This is a genomic window from Pseudoalteromonas distincta, assembly GCF_005877035.1.
In the GTDB taxonomy this organism is placed as follows: Bacteria; Pseudomonadota; Gammaproteobacteria; order Enterobacterales; family Alteromonadaceae; genus Pseudoalteromonas; species Pseudoalteromonas distincta.
The window spans coordinates 1,570,724-1,587,717 of record NZ_CP040558.1 but is presented as its reverse complement, the minus strand read 5'-3'; the positions used below and the strand labels follow the sequence as shown (position 1 = coordinate 1,587,717).

The following is a 16,994-nucleotide window of genomic DNA, read 5'->3' as shown; positions in this document are numbered from 1 at the left end:
GGTGCTCTTTGAGTGCTGCGGCTTTTTTATTCGGTTAATTCAAGACACAAAAAAACCAGCCAATTGGCTGGTTTTTACGGCTAACTTAGTATTAGTAAGTTGCGCTGCCTTTAGTACGAGGGAAGGCAATAACGTCACGTACGTTGCCCATACCTGTTACGTAAGCAACTAAGCGTTCAAAGCCTAAACCAAAGCCTGAGTGCGGCACGCTACCGTATTTACGTAAATCGCGGTACCAGCTGTAATCTTCTTTGTTTAAGCCCATTTCTTCTAAACGTGCATCAAGTACATCAAGACGTTCTTCACGTTGTGAACCGCCAATGATCTCACCAATACCAGGTGCTACTACGTCCATAGCGGCAACAGTTTTACCGTCTTCGTTTTGACGCATGTAGAATGCTTTAATGTCACGTGGGTAGTTTTTAATAACTACCGGTGCTTTAAAGTGCTCTTCAGCTAAGTAACGCTCGTGCTCAGACTGTAAGTCTACGCCCCATTCAACAGCGTACTCAAACTTTTTGCCACAGTTTTTAAGGATTTCTACAGCGTCTGTGTAGTCAACTTGTGCAAAGTCTTTATCTACAAATTCTTCTAAACGCGTAATTGCGGTTTTTTCTACACGTTGTGCAAAAAATTCCATGTCATCACGGCGCTCTTCAAGTACGGCTTTAAACACATACTTAAGCATGTTTTCAGCAAGTTTTGCTATGTCTTCTAAATCTGCAAACGCTACTTCAGGCTCTACCATCCAAAATTCTGCAAGGTGGCGAGATGTATTTGAATTCTCTGCGCGGAATGTAGGGCCAAATGTATAAATTTTTGACATTGCAGATGCGTAAGTTTCGCCATTTAACTGACCAGATACAGTAAGGAATGCTTCTTTACCGAAGAAATCTTCGCTGTAATCAACTTCGCCTTTATCCGTAAGTGGTAAGTTTTGCATATCAAGCGTAGATACACGGAACATTTCGCCAGCGCCTTCACAGTCACTTGCCGTAATGATTGGCGTGCTGATCCAGTAAAAGCCTTGCTCGTGGTAAAAACGGTGAATAGCTTGTGCTAAACAGTTACGTACACGAGTTACCGCGCCAATCATATTTGTACGAGGGCGAAGGTGAGCGTGCTCACGTAAGTACTCAATGCTGTGGCGCTTAGCCGACATTGGGTATGAATCTGGGTTTTCTACCCAACCTAATACAGTCACAGAGTTAGCTTGAATTTCGTAAGATTGACCTTGGCCAGCAGATTGAACTAAAACACCAGTAACCGACACAGAACAACCGGCTGTTAAGCTAGTAACTTCATCATAATTATTCAGTGAATTAGGAACTACCGCTTGAATAGGATCAAAACACGAACCGTCATGAACGGCTAAAAATGAAATTCCTGCTTTTGAATCGCGGCGAGTACGGATCCAGCCTTTAATTGTTACTTGGCTGTCTACCGCAACATTGCCTTTTAATAGCTCTGAAATCGCTAAATGGCTCATCTTCACTCCAATGATATAAGTTGCCTAACTATTTTATTTTAACTGTGCGCAACACGCGGGCATAAATTGCACATAAACGGCGCTGCACTTGAACCCTGTATCTTACCTAGTAAAGTTAAATAAAAAAACTATTGTGGGCAACTCTTTAAAAGTTTTTATGCATGCGGTTTATTTTTAAACAGTTTTTAGAGTTTAATTGCCACTATTATGATTTGTTGCTCTGAAATTTAATGATTTTGTGGCATTATTAACATCCAAACTAAATTAATATTTATTCACCCTTAAAAAATCGATGCTATGAAACAAGTTTTTATTTTACGAGGACTACCAGGAAGTGGTAAGTCTTACTACGCGCAAAGCCTTGCTGACGAATTAGGTGGAGCCGACGAAAGTCAGTATCTAATTTGCTCAACTGATGATTACTTTAATAATGAGCAGGGCGAATATCATTTTGATAAATTTAAGTTACCACAATTTCATAATTTAAATTTGGCGCGCTTTATAAATGCACTTGCTCAAGGCATTCCATTGGTGATTGTAGATAACACCAATATTAAAAAATGGGAATTTATAGCCTACTCTCAAGCTGCCGTTGCTTTAGGTTATCAAGTAAAAGAAGTGATAGTGGGTGAAGTAAAAGACAAAGCTATGCAGCACCTATACGCTAAACGAAACTCACATAATGTGCCGCTAAAAACAATAAGTAAAATGGCCTACATGTTTGAGTGGTAGTGCTGAATTTTAGACAGCACGTCTAAATTATTTTGAGTTATAGCATCAAAATGAGCAGTGATTTTATCATTGCTCCAATCTCACCAAGCTATATCTAGCAGCGTATTTATTGTTTTATCGTCAAATATAAAAACCTTCCATTGGTGAAGGATTATTGGGGTTTGGTCCGTTCATGGGGTTTCCTCTAATTAATTATGGACGTGTTACTTTTCAGCATATTTTTGTTTAATTGCTAAAATCTCTTCTTGCACTGCAAAAAAAGCATCCACTACTGCGGGGTCAAAGTGCTTCCCACTACCTTCTTTAATAATGGCAAATGTTTTTTCTTGTGAGAATGATTTTTTATAAGGACGTTTTGACGAGAGAGCATCAAATACATCAGCAATAGCAACTACGCGTGCTGCAATTGGAATTTCATTACCTTTTAAGCCATCAGGATAACCAGAGCCGTCCCATTTTTCATGATGTGAGCGGGCAATAATTTCACCGAGTTTAATAACCTCAGAATCAGAACCTGAAAGTATGATAGCGCCTACAACGGTGTGCTGTTTCATTATTTCCCATTCTGCAGCATCTAATTGTCCTGCTTTTAGCAAAATGTGGTCAGGTGTAGAAATCTTTCCGAGATCATGCATTGACGCTGAAAATAAAATATTTTCAACTGTTCCCTCATCTAGCCCTACACTGCGTGCAACGGCCTCAGAATACAAACTCATGCGTTGAATGTGTGCACCCGTTTCTTCGTCTTTGTATTCAGCAGCTTTGGTTAGTCTATTAATTGTTTCTAGTGATGCGGCTTTAATGCTTTGCATTGCTTGCTTTAATGATTCAGTTCTTTGAGCAACTTCAGCTTCTAATTGTTTCTGATAATTTGTTCTTAAATCGTTATAGTCTTTAATCTTAAGAAGGGACTTAACGCGCGATAATAGCTCGTTTTTATCTACAGGCTTTGTAATAAAATCATCGCAACCAGCATCAATCCCTTTAACTCGCTCTTTTGTCTCTCTTAAAGCAGTAATAAGGACGATAGGTAGTAGCTTTAATAAAGCGTCTTCTCTAACTCGGTGTGTTACTTCAAAACCGTTCATACCGGGCATCATTATATCAAGTAAAATAAGGTCTACAGGTTGTTGTGCTAAGATATCTAATGCTTGTTGCCCGCCAGTCGCTGTTACAGTTTTATATCCCTTGGGTTCAAGATAAGCTTGCATGAGTTCAATATTTTGAAGGTTGTCATCTACAACCAAAATTAAAGGGCTATCTTTCATTAACTTTTCCTGTGTATCAAGGTTTAAATAATTTTAGTCATTACTTTATATATAAACTTATTTGTTGAGCAAACGTGCGTGTATCTATAGGCTTAGAAATATACGCACTGTTAGGTATACACAGTAATTGGTCTATATCTGCGGGTAAAACAGAAGCGGTAACAAAAACAATAGGAATATCTGCCGTTTCTTTTTCATCACGCAAAATTCTAGCAACCTCTGTTCCAGACATATCTGGGAGCTGGACATCTAATATAATAATTTTTGGAGTTTCACGCTTTATTGTTAAAAGCGCATCTCTTGCATTCATAGCAGTGAATACTTCAAAATTTGCCATGAGTAAAAGATCTTCCTCTAGCAATAGGTTATTCGCATTGTCATCAACTATAACTATTTTGGTTTTCATTATGCTTTACCACAGACTTTTGTTTAATTGGCAAAGTTATACGAACCGATGTGCCTTTATTAACACCTTCAGATTCAATAACAAACTCGCCTCCATGCAACTTTACTAGACTTTTTGCGATTGGCAGCCCAAGTCCTGTACCTTCTGTTAATCTAGAATAGGGGGTTTCTATACGGAAAAAACCTTCAAATATTTTTTCCATATTTTCAGCAGCAATACCTATACCCGTATCCCAAATTATTATTTCTATTTCTGTATCAGTATGTCGTGTTTTAACGCCAATTTGACCCTCATCGGGTGTGAACTTCACTGCATTTGAAAGCAAATTATAAAGTATCTGTTTAACCTTAAGGGAGTCAGCTTCAATTGGTGGCAAGTCATCAGCAATATCAAGACACATATTCAATTTTTTCTGGTTAGCTGTATCTGCTGTAAGCCCTGTAATTTCGTGCAATACTTGGCGTATTGGCAAATGCGAGATGGTGAGACTCATTTTGCCTGCTTCAATCTTTGCCATATCCAGTATTTCATTAATAAGTAACAGTAAATGTTTGCCGCTCACCAATACATTTTTAACATACTGTTTTTGTTTGTCATTTAAAGTGCCAAATGTTTCATCGAAGAGCACCTCAGAAAAACCATTTATAGAATTAAGTGGAGTTCTTAGTTCATGCGACATATTTGCTAAAAACTCAGATTTAACTCGAGCAGCACTTTCCAAGTCACTCGTAAGTACTTCTAGCTCTTTATTCGCTTTTACGAGTCCTTCTTGAATCGCGTTACGTTCAGTAATGTCCTCGATAGACAATAAAATAATACGATCTTTTGACTGAGTACGTTTAATTTGCCTTGCGTTGAGCAGCATTGTACGCCAGCCAATTGTTTTAAAATTGTGCTCAACTTTATAATCATCAAAGCTCGTTTTTTGAGGCAATATGGTTTCTAATAATTCACGAAGCTTGGGAATGTTCCATTGATTATTACCAAGGTTGTATATTAGTTTCCCAACTGTGTCTTTATGGTTAGCGCGAAAAAATTCATAAAATGAGCGGCTTGCTGTAACTACTCTTAAATGTTGGTCTAAAACAATCAGTGGTTCTCGAACCGTATTTACAATACTTTCGGAGTATTCTAACAGTTCTTTTTTGGTACTTATTTTATTCACTATCTAGATCCTTTGTACCATTAAGGGCTGAACAACTTTATAAACGTTTAAAGGATATTTAAGGTTCAGCAATGCTTGAATATAGCTTTATTTTTATAATACGTTCGCTAAAAGCAATGCTTAATAATGTGTTTTAATGTATGTGTGTGGTTTTAACTAATATAAAAGGCGTAACCTGATAAGTGATATCTGAGAGGAACTGTTTAACATTAATCTGTGTTCAGTAAACAGCAACAGCTGATTAATAGCAAGAGGTTCATAATTTAACCTGCATATTATTGTTGTTTATTGACTATAGTGAGTTTTTTAAAGGTAAAAAGTATTAGTTTTAAGCGAAATAGGGTTTTAACGGAGAACGTATTTAAACTGAATTTTGGGTCTAAATAGTAAGGATTGATATAGGTATTAATGTTTAAATTAATGCCTACATCAATATTTTAATCAGTCTATAGATTTATAAACCGCTAGTGGGTGCGATGTACTTAGTGATACGTGCACTTCGTCGCCTGGGTTTACCACAACTTCATGGCTTACTCTGCTAGTTACAACCGTAGAACACGCAAGTTTTACAGCGCACAAGCGGCTGCCACCTTCAAAACGTACCCAAATTACTTCGCCGTTATTGCCAACACTGCTTTGTACAAGTAACACATCGTCTGGTCGAAGTAGTACATCAACGTCGCCACTTTCACAGTCAACGCCATGAGCGGGCGCATTACCAATTGAGGTAGTGGCTTGTCCTTGGCTAAATTGGCCGCTAATAAAGCTGGCTTCACCTAAAAAGCGTGCCACAAAGCGATTGTTTGGGGTACTAAAACAGCGCTCGGGTGTATCGATTTGCTGAATTTTGCCGCCTTTAAGCACACCAACACGATCGCCAACTGAGAGTGCTTCTTCTTGGTCGTGTGTTACCCAAATCGCCGGTACGCCAGCGGCTTTAAGTGCGTTTCTAATATCCCAACGAAGCATGTCTTTAAGGGCTGCATCTAAGTTTGAAAGCGGCTCATCAAGTAATACAAAGTCAGGTTGGTGGGCAAGGGTACGCGCAAGTGCAACGCGCTGCTTTTGTCCGCCAGAAAGCGTTGCAGGTTTTTTGTCTCTAAAATCGCTCAACCCAAGTAGGTTTATCCAATACTCAGCAGGGGCTGTATCTTTTAATCTAAAGCAAATGTTTTGCTGTACGGTTAAGTGCGGAAATAACGCAAAATCTTGAAAAACCATGCCTACACTGCGTTTTTCAGGAGGTAGTGTTAATTTGGGAGTAGCGCGCCATTTATCAGTGTTTATTTCGCCTTCGCTAATAGGTATAAGGCCAGCAAGGGCTTGTAAAATTGTACTTTTACCACAACCTGTTGGCCCTACAAGCATAAGGATTTCGTTTTCACCCAGCGAAAAGTTTAAATCGCTTACTACGCGGTTACTGCCATAATCTATAGACAACTGACTTACAGATAGCATTGTTTCTTAAATCCTTAATGTTCAAACTGGTTGCGTTTTTCGCCAGACATCATAATAGCTAACCCGCAGGCAGATATCACTACTAACAATAACCCAGGAATCGCGGCGCGACCAAAATAGCCCGCTTCGTATACACGCCATAAATAAGTAGAGAGGGTTTCAAACCCTGTTGGACCAAGTAAGAGCGTGGCTTCGAGTTCACGCATTGACTCTAAAAACACCAGTGCTGCACCGGCAATAATACCGCGCATAGTTAAAGGTAGTGTTATGCGAGTAAATACTTCACGTGGGCTTGCCCCTAATACGCGGGCAGACTTCACTAAGCTTGGATCTAAGTGTTCAGTGCTTGTTCTAACAGAGCCTACAGCAAGTGGTAAAAATCGCAGCATGTAAGCAATAATAAGCAATCCCAGTGTTTGATATAAAAACGGCAACTGCAAACCACCGTAAACAAGCGCTGTGCCCATTACTATGCCCGGAATACCAAAACCAAAGTAAGTAACACGCTCCATTATACGACCCGCTTTTCCACTAAGTGCGGCATGCGCAACGGGGATCGCAACGATAACGGCTACAATTGCCGCAATACCCGATGCATACGTAGAGTTCCACGCAATATTAAAATCAAATGAGCTAAAACCATCGCGAGCTAACCAAAGCGAAAATATAGCCAAAGGCAAGCCAATAGCAAGCAGTAAAACAGGTGCAAACGTAACAAACATGGCACTTAACTGTAATTTACTTGGAAATAAAATTAACGGGCGACCATGGCGCTCAGGTGCTGTTTTTATTTGTGATTCAACTAAAAGTAAAAAACCGACAATAACCATCAGCTGAAGTGAAAGCATTGCAGCGCGCCCTAACGCAAAGGCGTTGTATTCAACATAAATTACGCGGGTAAAGGTATCTAGGCGCATCATTGCCGGTGTACCAAAGTCTGATAATGTATAAAGCGCGACTAACAAAGAGCCTGCTGCAATACCGTTAACTACGCGCGGTAATATAACTTTAAATATACTTTGCGTCATCGACATGCCCAGCGTTCGTGCTGCATTAACCATACTCGCATCAAGGCTAAGTAGAGATGAGCGAGTTGTCATCATTACAAATGGGAAGGTATAAAGCGTCATTACAATGGCGGCACCTGTTAGGCCATACATTGATGGTGTTTCTATTCCTGTTAAGGTATTTATTTCGCCACCGGGGCCAAAAGCAGCATAAAGTGTAAATGCACCAATATAACTGGGAATTGCCAGCGGGGCTGCAAATACAACCAGCCAGAGCTTTTTAAATGGTAAATGCACATACGCGCTAATAAACGCCAGTGGCACACCAATTAAAATAGATCCGAGTACCGTTAAACCCATTAACGATAACGTGTTACCTAAAATTTGAAGATTGTGGGTGTCAAACACTGAGCTTGCATCGCTTGCAAGCACAATTAATACATAAACAGGGGTAAGCGCAACAAGCGCTGCAAGCAGCGCCATTGGATAAGAGGCAGGTATTTTCATTACAATACGCCGCTGCTTCGCATCAAATCTATAGTAGGGCGTAAATCAGCTAGCTGTGTTAAATCTACTTTAGGTGGAGAAATATTAGCAAGTGACGGTAAACCCTCAGGTTGGGTAATACCATTTACTAACGGAATTTCGTACGCTTCACTGGCTAAGTAACCTTGTACTTCTTTACTTAGTAAGTAACGCATAAAGTTAGTTGCAAGCGGATCGTCGTTAAGCGCTAATACACCCGATGCATTAACTAAACAGCCCGCATCATTTTGTGTAAATGCTAAATCTAGCTTGGCATCAGGCTTACCTGATTTTAAACGCAGAGTGTAATAGTGATTTGCAAAACCAATATCAACTTCACCGCGCTCAACGCCCATAACAACACCTAGCTCGCCGGCGTATGTTTTAGCACGTTTTTGAATCTTTTTAAGCCACTTAGCGGTTTTGTCATCGCCTTCTAAAATTCGCATTGCGGTTACAAACGATTGAAAAGAAGCGTAGGCGGGCGCCCAGCCAATACTTAAATCGCTGTCGGCAATTTCCATAATACTTGTTGGAATTTGATCTTTGGTCAAACGCGACGTGTTATATGGCAATGTACGAATACGGCCAGTTACTGGTGCCCATTCTTTATACCTAAACTGTGGTTGTAATTGAGCAGATAAATCACCAGGGATAGGTTGTGCAAGGCCTGCATCGGTTACTAAACCAATCGCGCCTGAATCAACCGCCCAAAATAAATCAGCGCGGCGAACGCCAGCTTTAGCTTCTGCAACAATGGTATTTGCTAAAGCAGCAGTAGGACCTCGGCGTATACCGAGTTTAAAGTCTGGATTTTTTTTCTGGATTGCTTGTAATACGTTTTCATACAAACCACCTTCGCCTCGGCCTAAATAAAGCGTTAACTCGCCTTTAAGCTTTGGTAAATCGTCAACAGAAACAGGGTTTGCTATATCAGCGGCTAGCGCACGAGAAAGAGGCAGTGGCAATGAGCCAACCACCCCTAACGCAGCTAGGCCTTGAATAAAGGTCCTACGCTTCACTTAAAATACATCCTTACGGGCTTTTTCGGCTTTTTCTATTAAAACCTTAGCGCGGTCTAATTTGGTTTGCATGTCACTGATCACATCGCGTACTTCGTCTACGCTTTTGCTGTTTTTAATGGCTTGTGGCAGTGTTACGTTAAAGTCTTTTTCCAGCACTTCAACTAGTTTTGCATCTTGTTCAATAAGTGTACCTTCAACGCCTTCAAACAGGTGCAGATAAGTATCGTGAACAATTTCAGTTGCTTCGTCTCGTAAACGCTCAGCAAATTTAGCTACTACACGGTCTAATTTGTGCTTAATTTCATCAATTGTGGCACTTTGTGTCATTTCTTTTGTAGCGGTTGCTTTTACAGTGTCTAACAAGCCTTTTTGCTGGAATTTTGCAGCAAGCTTAACAGCCCCAAGGCCTTGCCACAAGGCTATGTTCATCGCTTTTTGCTGTTTACGAACTTCCTCAGCAGGCTCTTTATTATCAATGGCCATTTTTACGCCATAAAGACCCTGCCAAATAGAAGCGTATACTGGTACAAAGTTAGTTTCTATTGCGCTGTGAAACTTAACTGATTCCCAATATTCAATTAAATCATCAGTTTTTACAGATTTTGCGCCTTTAGTGTCGTAGTCGCTTACCATGGTATCAACTTTGCCTACCATCCATTCTACTTCTTCAGTGTAGCTTTTAAGGTTAGCTTGAAGATGATTAACATGCTCGCCAATAGGGCCGTTAGCTAATACTGGTTGAGCCATAAACGCCGAGGCTAGTAAAAGGCTTGCACCTAAAGTTTTAGCTGGTTTAAATAGTAATTTCATAGCAAAGAAGTCCAAAAAAGTAATTGTAAATGATAGACATTATCATATAGCTAATGGTTAACGAGATCAATAACTACAAACTCGCTTAATAGATAAAAACACTAAATGTAGCGGTAGGTTACAGCAAATAGCGCTATAACCTGTATTAGGGTTAGTTATTGAGACCGACTATTAAGCGTAATGCTTGCCTTTAATGGCATTATAAATGGCATCACACAGTGTTTTTATACTGGTGTCGTCACTTATATACGGTGGCATAAGGTAAATTAGTTTACCGAATGGGCGTATCCATACACCTTGCTCTACAAAATAAGCCTGAATTTTAGCAACATCAACATTGCCCGCAGCCTCGTTGAGTTCAACAACACCTATTGCACCTAAGGTACGTACATTGGCAACCGCATCTAGTTCACGGCATTTATTAAGTTGTTGTAGTTGGGTGTTTAGTTGCTTTATTCGTTGTTGCCAGTTTTGCTCAAGTAATAAATCAATACTTGCGCAGGCCGCAGCACAGGCAAGCGGATTACCCATAAAAGTAGGGCCGTGCATTAAAACACCTGCTTCACCTTCGCTTATGCCAATGGCTATTTTATCGCTAGTGATAGTGGCCGATAGCGTCATTGAGCCGCCAGTTAATGCTTTACCAATACACATTATATCGGGCTCTATATTGGCATGCTCTACAGCAAATAATTTACCTGTGCGGCCAAAGCCTGTGGCAATTTCGTCGCAAATTAGTAGTACGTTATATTGGGTGCACAATTTACGTACGCAGGCTAAATAATCAGGGTGATAAAAGTTCATCCCACCCGCGTTTTGTACAATAGGCTCAATGATAAAGGCGGCTACTTGGCTGTGGTTTACTTTAAAGTACGCTTCAAGCTCTTGGGCTTCAGCTTGGTTAAACTCGCCCCCAAATTGACTAACCGGTGCAGGTACAAAAAGGTGTTCAGGTAAAAAGCCGCTATACAAACTATGCATTGAGTTAACGGGGTCGCATACGCTCATGGCTGCAAAGGTGTCGCCATGGTAGCCCTTGTAAGGCGTCATTAATTTTTGTTTTGTTGTAATGCCTTGGCTTAACCAATATTGCAGCGCCATTTTTATTGCTACTTCAACACTTACCGATCCGCTGTCGGCTAAAAACACTTTAGTTAAACTAGGCGGCGTTATATTTACTATTTTTTTGCACAGCTCTACCGCGCTGTTATGCGTAATACCGCCAAACATAATGTGGCTCATATTATTAATTTGCTCAATCATGGCGTTATTTATAACAGGGTGATTATAGCCATGTATTGCGCTCCACCACGAGGCCATGCCATCGATTAATTGCTCGCCAGTTTCGAGGTGAATAATATTGTGATTAGCATGTGTAACGGGGTATACCGGAATTGGCTTAGTCATAGACGTATATGGGTGCCAAATGTGCTCACGATCAAAATCAAGGTCAATCGTATTCTTTTTAGTCATATGTAAACTTTAACTTGGTGGGCTTCGTTGACAATGGTACTTCAACTCGTAGACTAAGCCAATATCACCGTTATGAAAAAAATAAGAGAGTATTATGGAACTTGCACCTGTTCGTCACGATTGGACCCACGCTGAAGTTAAAGCATTATTTGAAATGCCATTTAACGATTTACTGTTTAAAGCCGCATCGGTTCACCGTGCTAACTTCAACCCAAATGAAGTGCAAATTTCTACGTTGTTATCAATTAAAACAGGCGCTTGCCCAGAAGATTGCAAGTACTGCCCGCAGTCGGGCCATTACAGAACTGATTTAGAGCGCGAGCGCTTAATAGAAGTAGAAAAAGTAGTAGAGCAAGCACGCCTTGCAAAACAAAAAGGCGCTACCCGTTTTTGTATGGGCGCTGCATGGTCAGATCCAAAAGACAGAGACATGCCATACATTTCGCAAATGGTTAAAGAAGTAAAAGAGCTAGGGCTAGAAACCTGTATGACGCTGGGTAAACTCACAAACGAAAAAGCCCATGAGCTTAGAGATGCAGGGCTTGATTACTATAATCATAACCTTGACACGTCACCTGAGTATTACGAGCAAATTATATCAACTCGTACTTTTCAAGATAGATTAAATACCATTGACCACGTACGCGATGCCGGTATGAAAGTATGCTCAGGCGGAATAGTTGGTATGGGCGAGCAAGCAAGCGACCGTTTTGGACTACTTATGCAATTAGCTAATTTACCACAACAGCCAGAAAGCGTGCCTATTAATATGCTCGTTAAAGTTAAAGGCACTCCGCTTGAAAACGTAGACGATTTAGATCACTTTGAATTTATACGTACCATAGCAACAGCGCGCATTATGATGCCACACAGTTATGTACGTTTATCGGCAGGGCGCAACGCCATGAACGAGCAAATGCAATCTATGTGCTTTTTTGCAGGTGCTAACTCAATATTTTATGGTGACAAACTACTTACCACCGAAAACCCAGACGCTGATGCCGATATGAACCTAATTAAAAAATTAGGCATGAACCCAGAAAAACGTCACGACTATTCAGACGAAGCAGTTGAAGCCTCGCTTTCATCGCAAGTAGCCGACAAAGCAACCTCTGAATTGTTTTACGAAGCGTAGGCTTTTATATCTATGCCTTTTGATTTTATAAATACGCATCTGCAGGCTCGCCAGCAAGATGCACTGCTTCGTAAACGCCACGTAGTACAACACGCTACAGCGCGCACCATAACGGTTAATAATAAAACCTATCTTAATTTTGCCAGTAACGATTACTTAGGTTTTGGTGATGTGGCTGTTAACCTTAATGACTCCCACGCATTAGGGAGTCACAGCTCAGCATTGGTTACGGGTTATCAGGCTCAGCAAAAAGCGCTTGAACAATACTTGTGTGAGCAATTTGGTTATGGCGCAGCTATGTTATTTAACTCAGGGTTTAGCGCTAATAGCAGCGTAATTAAAGCGCTGTTTCAAGATAAAGCGGCTGCGCAAAACAGCGCTATTTTTCAAGATAAGTTAAATCATGCAAGTTTGATTGACGGGGCTATGCACTCAAACGCGGCTTTAGTGCGTTTTAATCACAACGACATGAACCATTTACGCTCACGGCTCGAAAAATCAAAAGCGCAAAACAAGCTTATTATAAGCGAAGGCGTATTTTCGATGGATGGCGATACCGCGCCTCTTAAAGAATTACTCGCACTTGCAAAACAGCACAACGCATGGCTAATGATTGACGACGCACACGGCTTTGGTGCATTAGGTAAAACCGGTTTGGGTAGTTGCGAAGCGTTTATTACTCAAACGCTGCCAGATATATTAGTTATTACCTTTGGTAAAGCAGTGGCTAGTAGTGGCGCGTGTGTATTAGGCAGTAAACAGTTTATTGATTACATGCTGCAATTTAATCGCGATTACACGTATTCAACCGCTATGTCGCCGCTTATGGCAAGCCACACACTTGCGCGTATTAAAAGCATAAAAACAGCTGATGATAAACGCGATAAGCTAAATGCCAATATTGCATTATTTAAGCAACTCGCTAAAAGCCATAATATTGCTGTAATGGAGTCAAACACAGCCATACAACCCATTGTATTAGGCTGCGCTGAGCAAACGTTGCAAGCGGCAGATAAACTTAAACAACAGGGTATTTGGCTCACTGCAATTAGACCGCCGACGGTTGCACATAACACCTCACGTTTACGCATTACTTTAACCGCCGCGCATACCGAGCAAGACATAACGCACTTAGTTAAGCATTTAGTAGGTGCAATAGTATGACTGCTCAGCCAGTATTAAAAACAGACCTAGTGCAAACACAACTTGTAAAACCGTGCCTAGTAAGTAGCGAATTGGACATAGAGTTAAACAAGGAGCCAAGTCGAGAGCTAAACAAGGAGCCAAGTCGAGAGCTAAACAAGGAGCTTAAAAAGTCTACCCAAAGTAAGTTCTCAAAGGCGGCGGCGAGTTATAACACCCATGCAAATGTACAAAAACATGCTGCGAGCGATCTATTTGCACTCATAAAACCAGGCTTTAATAAAAATATGCTTTGTGTTGATTTAGGCGCAGGCCCGCTTGTTAATACGCATACCTTACAAAGTATGTTTGCAAGCGTTATTGCCATGGATTTGAGCATAAACATGCTACAAAGTAGTGATTTAACCGCACCAAAAATATGCGCCGATATGGATAACTTACCGCTACAAGCAAACAGTGTTGATGTTATTTACAGTAACTTTGCAGTGCAGTGGTCTGCTAATTTTTCGGCTTTAATGCAATCACTTTACAGTATATTAAAACCAGGCGGGCGGGCGTACATAAGCACTGTGGTAGAGGGCTCACTTAACGAAATAAAAACGGCCTTTGCCGCGCTTGATTCTAACAGCCACATAAATACCTTTAATAATGAACAGTATATAAACCAATCAGTCCAAAAGGCAGGCTTTACTATTAATAGTGCTAAAAAACGTATTTACACCGATAAATACACAACACCTTTAAAAGCTATTGCTTCAATTAAGGCTATTGGTGCAACAACGCAAAATCATACCAATACGCGCCAAGGGTTACTTACTAAATCGGCGCTACAAAAAGTATGCAGTGCGTATCCGCTTATAAATAACAAAGCATGTGTGTCTTATCATGTGGTGCTGTTATCATTAGAAAAACACTAAATAAGCCCAAAGACATTAAAGGCAACGCATGAAAGAATTTTTTATAACAGGCACCGACACCGATGCCGGAAAAACCCACGTTACCAGTTTGCTATTAAAGTTACTTGCCCAACACAAAAAACAAGCCATTGGCTTTAAACCCCTTGCTGCTGGCTGCGAAATGGCGTTCGATCAGCTGGTAAATGCCGATGCTCTAATACTAATGGAAAGCGCAACAGTCAGCGCTAAATACGACGTAGTAAATCCGTTTGCGTTTGCACCGCCTATTGCACCGCACATAGCAGCGGAGAAAGTTGGGGTGAGTATTACTGTAGATAAACTTAGTGATGCTTATAAAAACGTAAAACAACAGGGCGCTAACATTATACTTACCGAAGGTGCTGGTGGTTGGGCATTACCTATTAATAAAAACGATTATTTATACGACTGGGTTAAAGCAGAGCAACTGCCGGTAATACTTGTTGTTGGTATGAAGCTAGGTTGCTTAAATCATGCGTTACTAACCGCTGCGCATATGCAAAGTATGGGTATAAACTGCGTTGGCTGGATTGCAAACCAAGTCGATAAAAATATGGACGAATACCAAGCAAACCTTGATTCACTCAAAGCACGTTTACCGTTCCCAATACTTGCCATAAGCCCATACAGCGAGCAAACTCCTAAGTTACAAATATACAAAAGCTTGCTTAGTGCGTTATCTATAAACACTTAAGTGGTTTTAAAAAAGTTACTTTTTTAGGTAAATCTTGAAATAGTCAGCCTTAGTACACATATAAACGTTTATAAATACATAGCTTGCTTAAAGACAATGTTACTAAGGACATAACGACTATATGACGCACCCATTTATTGAAAGCTACGCCCCAGATGCGCACGTAAGCGCTGAGCCAAAAGCACTAAACTATGGCTTACCTAAAAAACGCGTAGGTATAATAGGTGGAGGCACAGCTGGCGCCACAATAGCCATTAGACTTGCTGCGTTAGGGCTAGAAACTTACGTACTTGAAAAGAAAAAGTCGTTAATTGATGGCCCTCCAATGTGCCATTTGCATGCAGGTGGCAACTTATATCGTGAAATACCCGACGAAGACTGCATAGATTTACTCAAGCAATGTATAGATATTGCGCGTCTTTATCCTCACACCATAGATGTTCGCCCTACAGTATTTGCCGTACCCAAGCGTGATGACGACGCACCAGAGGACTTATTTCCGCGTTTAAATAAATTAGTAAAAGCCTACAGCGAGCTTGTAGAGCAAGATAGCGCTAACAAAGTATTAGGCGAGCCTGAGCATTATTATCAGTTATATAGTTATGAGCATATGCTAAAGCTTGCTAAGCAAAAACAAGTAGCCAAACCCACGTCATTAGATGAGTGGATGATACCCGTTGCTAAGCATTTAGATTTAGATAAGTTAAAGTTTCCGCTTATTGTTGCACAAGAATATGGTTGGAATATATTTCGCTTATCGGCCAGTGCACAACTCGCCCTTGCACAGTACAAACACGCTCATGTTTTAACAAGCACCAGTGTTAAAAACGTATCGCCAGTTATAAATACCAATAATGATAAGCAAACACTTAAATGGCACATTGAATACCAATCAGAGCCAAGCCTTGATGAACAACCTGATACACAAACCGATTCACAAACCATTGAGGTAGATTACCTAATAAATGCGTGTGGTTTTCAAACCGGTATTATTGACGACCTCGTTGGGGTAGATGTAAAACGCATGGTTGAATTTAAAGCCTCTTACATTACTCATTGGCAAGGTGCTGGTGGGCAAATACCCGAAATAATTATTTATGGTAACCGTGGTACGCCAGAGGGCATGGCGCAGTTAACGCCTTACCCTAAAGGGTATTTTCAAATACATGGCATGACTAACAACATTACATTGTTTAATGATGGCTTAGCTGATGCAACGTCAATGAGCGCACAGCCTAAACTTCCCAATAAATACCTGCATTATATTAAAGGTGGCTGGGATGAAGCAGCATTGCAAACACGTACCCAAACAGCAATTGATTATGTAGCCGAGTTTGTCCCTGCGTTTAAAACTGCTAATACACAAAATAATGCCTTGTATGGCGGGCAACAAATCCCAGGTGATGACGACACTTTGCGCGTAGCCGATGTAAGTTTATATTCGCATATTAGTTACGCACGGGCCGAAAATGTTAAAGCATCGTCAACGTTAATAGCGGCAGATCAAATAGTGGGTGAGTTTATAAAATTAGGAATAATAAGTAGCGATCCTGCTGTAAATCATCACCGCAGTACCCACCAATGGTCGTACCTTAAACATAATAGTGGCGAAAAAATTGACGAAGTTGCACGCATATTGGCACACGAGCGTGGTTTTCCAATTGATATGGCAGAGCTTAATAACAGCTTGTAATAAGGTGACTTATAAAGAAACTTTAGTCTTAAATTT

Annotated in this window: 15 protein-coding genes; 6 read left to right on the top strand and 9 right to left on the bottom strand. The window is 40.6% G+C overall.

Annotated elements, in window-relative coordinates; genetic code table 11:
• Positions 1-91: 91 nt before the first annotated feature.
• Positions 92-1,489 carry an asparagine--tRNA ligase gene (gene asnS / locus FFU37_RS07085; protein ID WP_024596826.1) on the bottom strand — a complete coding sequence of 466 codons (1,398 nt, stop codon included), beginning with the start codon at positions 1,487-1,489 and terminating at the stop codon, positions 92-94.
• A gap of 297 nt (positions 1,490-1,786) precedes the next feature.
• Between asnS and FFU37_RS07080 the strand changes: the two genes are divergently transcribed.
• A complete protein-coding gene (locus FFU37_RS07080) occupies positions 1,787-2,221 on the top strand; it encodes an ATP-binding protein (protein WP_002961231.1) in 435 nt (144 codons plus the stop codon).
• A gap of 203 nt (positions 2,222-2,424) precedes the next feature.
• On the opposite strand, the gene FFU37_RS07075 is transcribed toward FFU37_RS07080, so the two are convergent.
• The 8 genes from FFU37_RS07075 to bioA form a co-directional block, all read right to left on the bottom strand.
• Positions 2,425-3,489 carry an HD domain-containing phosphohydrolase gene (locus FFU37_RS07075; RefSeq protein WP_138489099.1) on the bottom strand — a complete coding sequence of 355 codons (1,065 nt, stop codon included), beginning with the start codon at positions 3,487-3,489 and terminating at the stop codon, positions 2,425-2,427.
• Between the two features lie 40 nt (positions 3,490-3,529).
• Positions 3,530-3,895 carry a response regulator gene (locus FFU37_RS07070; protein WP_039487942.1) on the bottom strand — a complete coding sequence of 122 codons (366 nt, stop codon included), beginning with the start codon at positions 3,893-3,895 and terminating at the stop codon, positions 3,530-3,532.
• A complete protein-coding gene (locus FFU37_RS07065) occupies positions 3,870-5,060 on the bottom strand; it encodes a sensor histidine kinase (protein ID WP_138489098.1) in 1,191 nt (396 codons plus the stop codon). Before FFU37_RS07065 ends, FFU37_RS07070 begins: the two co-directional genes overlap by 26 nt.
• Before the next feature lie 441 nt (positions 5,061-5,501).
• Complete coding sequence (locus FFU37_RS07060) at positions 5,502-6,518, bottom strand: ABC transporter ATP-binding protein (protein ID WP_138489097.1); 1,017 nt, start codon at positions 6,516-6,518, stop codon at positions 5,502-5,504.
• A 14-nt stretch (positions 6,519-6,532) separates the two neighbouring features.
• Entirely contained in the window at positions 6,533-8,032 is a 1,500-nt protein-coding gene (locus FFU37_RS07055) for an ABC transporter permease (protein ID WP_002961234.1), read from the bottom strand.
• Positions 8,032-9,072 carry an extracellular solute-binding protein gene (locus tag FFU37_RS07050; RefSeq protein WP_096793161.1) on the bottom strand — a complete coding sequence of 347 codons (1,041 nt, stop codon included), beginning with the start codon at positions 9,070-9,072 and terminating at the stop codon, positions 8,032-8,034. Before FFU37_RS07050 ends, FFU37_RS07055 begins: the two co-directional genes overlap by 1 nt.
• A complete protein-coding gene (locus FFU37_RS07045; protein ID WP_138489096.1) occupies positions 9,073-9,885 on the bottom strand; it encodes a hypothetical protein in 813 nt (270 codons plus the stop codon).
• A 171-nt stretch (positions 9,886-10,056) separates the two neighbouring features.
• Positions 10,057-11,358, bottom strand: coding sequence for an adenosylmethionine--8-amino-7-oxononanoate transaminase (gene bioA, locus FFU37_RS07040; protein WP_138489095.1), 1,302 nt, complete (start codon positions 11,356-11,358; stop codon positions 10,057-10,059).
• Positions 11,359-11,452: 94 nt separating this feature from the next.
• Here bioA and bioB point away from each other — a divergent pair, with 94 nt between their 5' ends.
• The 5 genes from bioB to FFU37_RS07015 all read left to right on the top strand — a co-directional run bounded on the left by bioB (position 11,453) and on the right by FFU37_RS07015 (position 16,958).
• Positions 11,453-12,493: a biotin synthase BioB gene (bioB, locus tag FFU37_RS07035; protein ID WP_002961242.1), complete on the top strand. Its 1,041-nt coding sequence runs from the start codon at positions 11,453-11,455 to the stop codon at positions 12,491-12,493.
• A gap of 12 nt (positions 12,494-12,505) precedes the next feature.
• Positions 12,506-13,657 (top strand): aminotransferase class I/II-fold pyridoxal phosphate-dependent enzyme, encoded by a 1,152-nt coding sequence (locus tag FFU37_RS07030; protein ID WP_138489094.1) that lies wholly within the window; start codon positions 12,506-12,508, stop codon positions 13,655-13,657.
• Complete coding sequence (locus FFU37_RS07025; protein ID WP_138489093.1) at positions 13,654-14,553, top strand: methyltransferase domain-containing protein; 900 nt, start codon at positions 13,654-13,656, stop codon at positions 14,551-14,553. Before FFU37_RS07030 ends, FFU37_RS07025 begins: the two co-directional genes overlap by 4 nt.
• Before the next feature lie 28 nt (positions 14,554-14,581).
• Positions 14,582-15,265 carry a dethiobiotin synthase gene (gene bioD, locus FFU37_RS07020; RefSeq protein ID WP_138489092.1) on the top strand — a complete coding sequence of 228 codons (684 nt, stop codon included), beginning with the start codon at positions 14,582-14,584 and terminating at the stop codon, positions 15,263-15,265.
• A 121-nt stretch (positions 15,266-15,386) separates the two neighbouring features.
• Positions 15,387-16,958: an FAD-dependent oxidoreductase gene (locus FFU37_RS07015; RefSeq protein ID WP_138489091.1), complete on the top strand. Its 1,572-nt coding sequence runs from the start codon at positions 15,387-15,389 to the stop codon at positions 16,956-16,958.
• The last annotated feature ends 36 nt before the right edge of the window (positions 16,959-16,994 follow it).

Bases quoted from the DNA above. Each gene is read 5' to 3' on its own strand.
- asnS (WP_024596826.1), bottom strand. From the start codon at position 1,489: ATGAGCCATTTAGCGATTTCAGAGCTATTAAAAGGCAATGTTGCGGTA.
- FFU37_RS07080 (WP_002961231.1), top strand. From the start codon at position 1,787: ATGAAACAAGTTTTTATTTTACGAGGACTACCAGGAAGTGGTAAGTCT.
- FFU37_RS07075 (WP_138489099.1), bottom strand. From the start codon at position 3,489: ATGAAAGATAGCCCTTTAATTTTGGTTGTAGATGACAACCTTCAAAAT.
- FFU37_RS07070 (WP_039487942.1), bottom strand. From the start codon at position 3,895: ATGAAAACCAAAATAGTTATAGTTGATGACAATGCGAATAACCTATTG.
- FFU37_RS07060 (WP_138489097.1), bottom strand. From the start codon at position 6,518: ATGCTATCTGTAAGTCAGTTGTCTATAGATTATGGCAGTAACCGCGTA.
- FFU37_RS07055 (WP_002961234.1), bottom strand. From the start codon at position 8,032: ATGAAAATACCTGCCTCTTATCCAATGGCGCTGCTTGCAGCGCTTGTT.
- FFU37_RS07045 (WP_138489096.1), bottom strand. From the start codon at position 9,885: ATGAAATTACTATTTAAACCAGCTAAAACTTTAGGTGCAAGCCTTTTA.
- bioA (WP_138489095.1), bottom strand. From the start codon at position 11,358: ATGACTAAAAAGAATACGATTGACCTTGATTTTGATCGTGAGCACATT.
- bioB (WP_002961242.1), top strand. From the start codon at position 11,453: ATGGAACTTGCACCTGTTCGTCACGATTGGACCCACGCTGAAGTTAAA.
- FFU37_RS07030 (WP_138489094.1), top strand. From the start codon at position 12,506: ATGCCTTTTGATTTTATAAATACGCATCTGCAGGCTCGCCAGCAAGAT.
- FFU37_RS07025 (WP_138489093.1), top strand. From the start codon at position 13,654: ATGACTGCTCAGCCAGTATTAAAAACAGACCTAGTGCAAACACAACTT.
- bioD (WP_138489092.1), top strand. From the start codon at position 14,582: ATGAAAGAATTTTTTATAACAGGCACCGACACCGATGCCGGAAAAACC.
- FFU37_RS07015 (WP_138489091.1), top strand. From the start codon at position 15,387: ATGACGCACCCATTTATTGAAAGCTACGCCCCAGATGCGCACGTAAGC.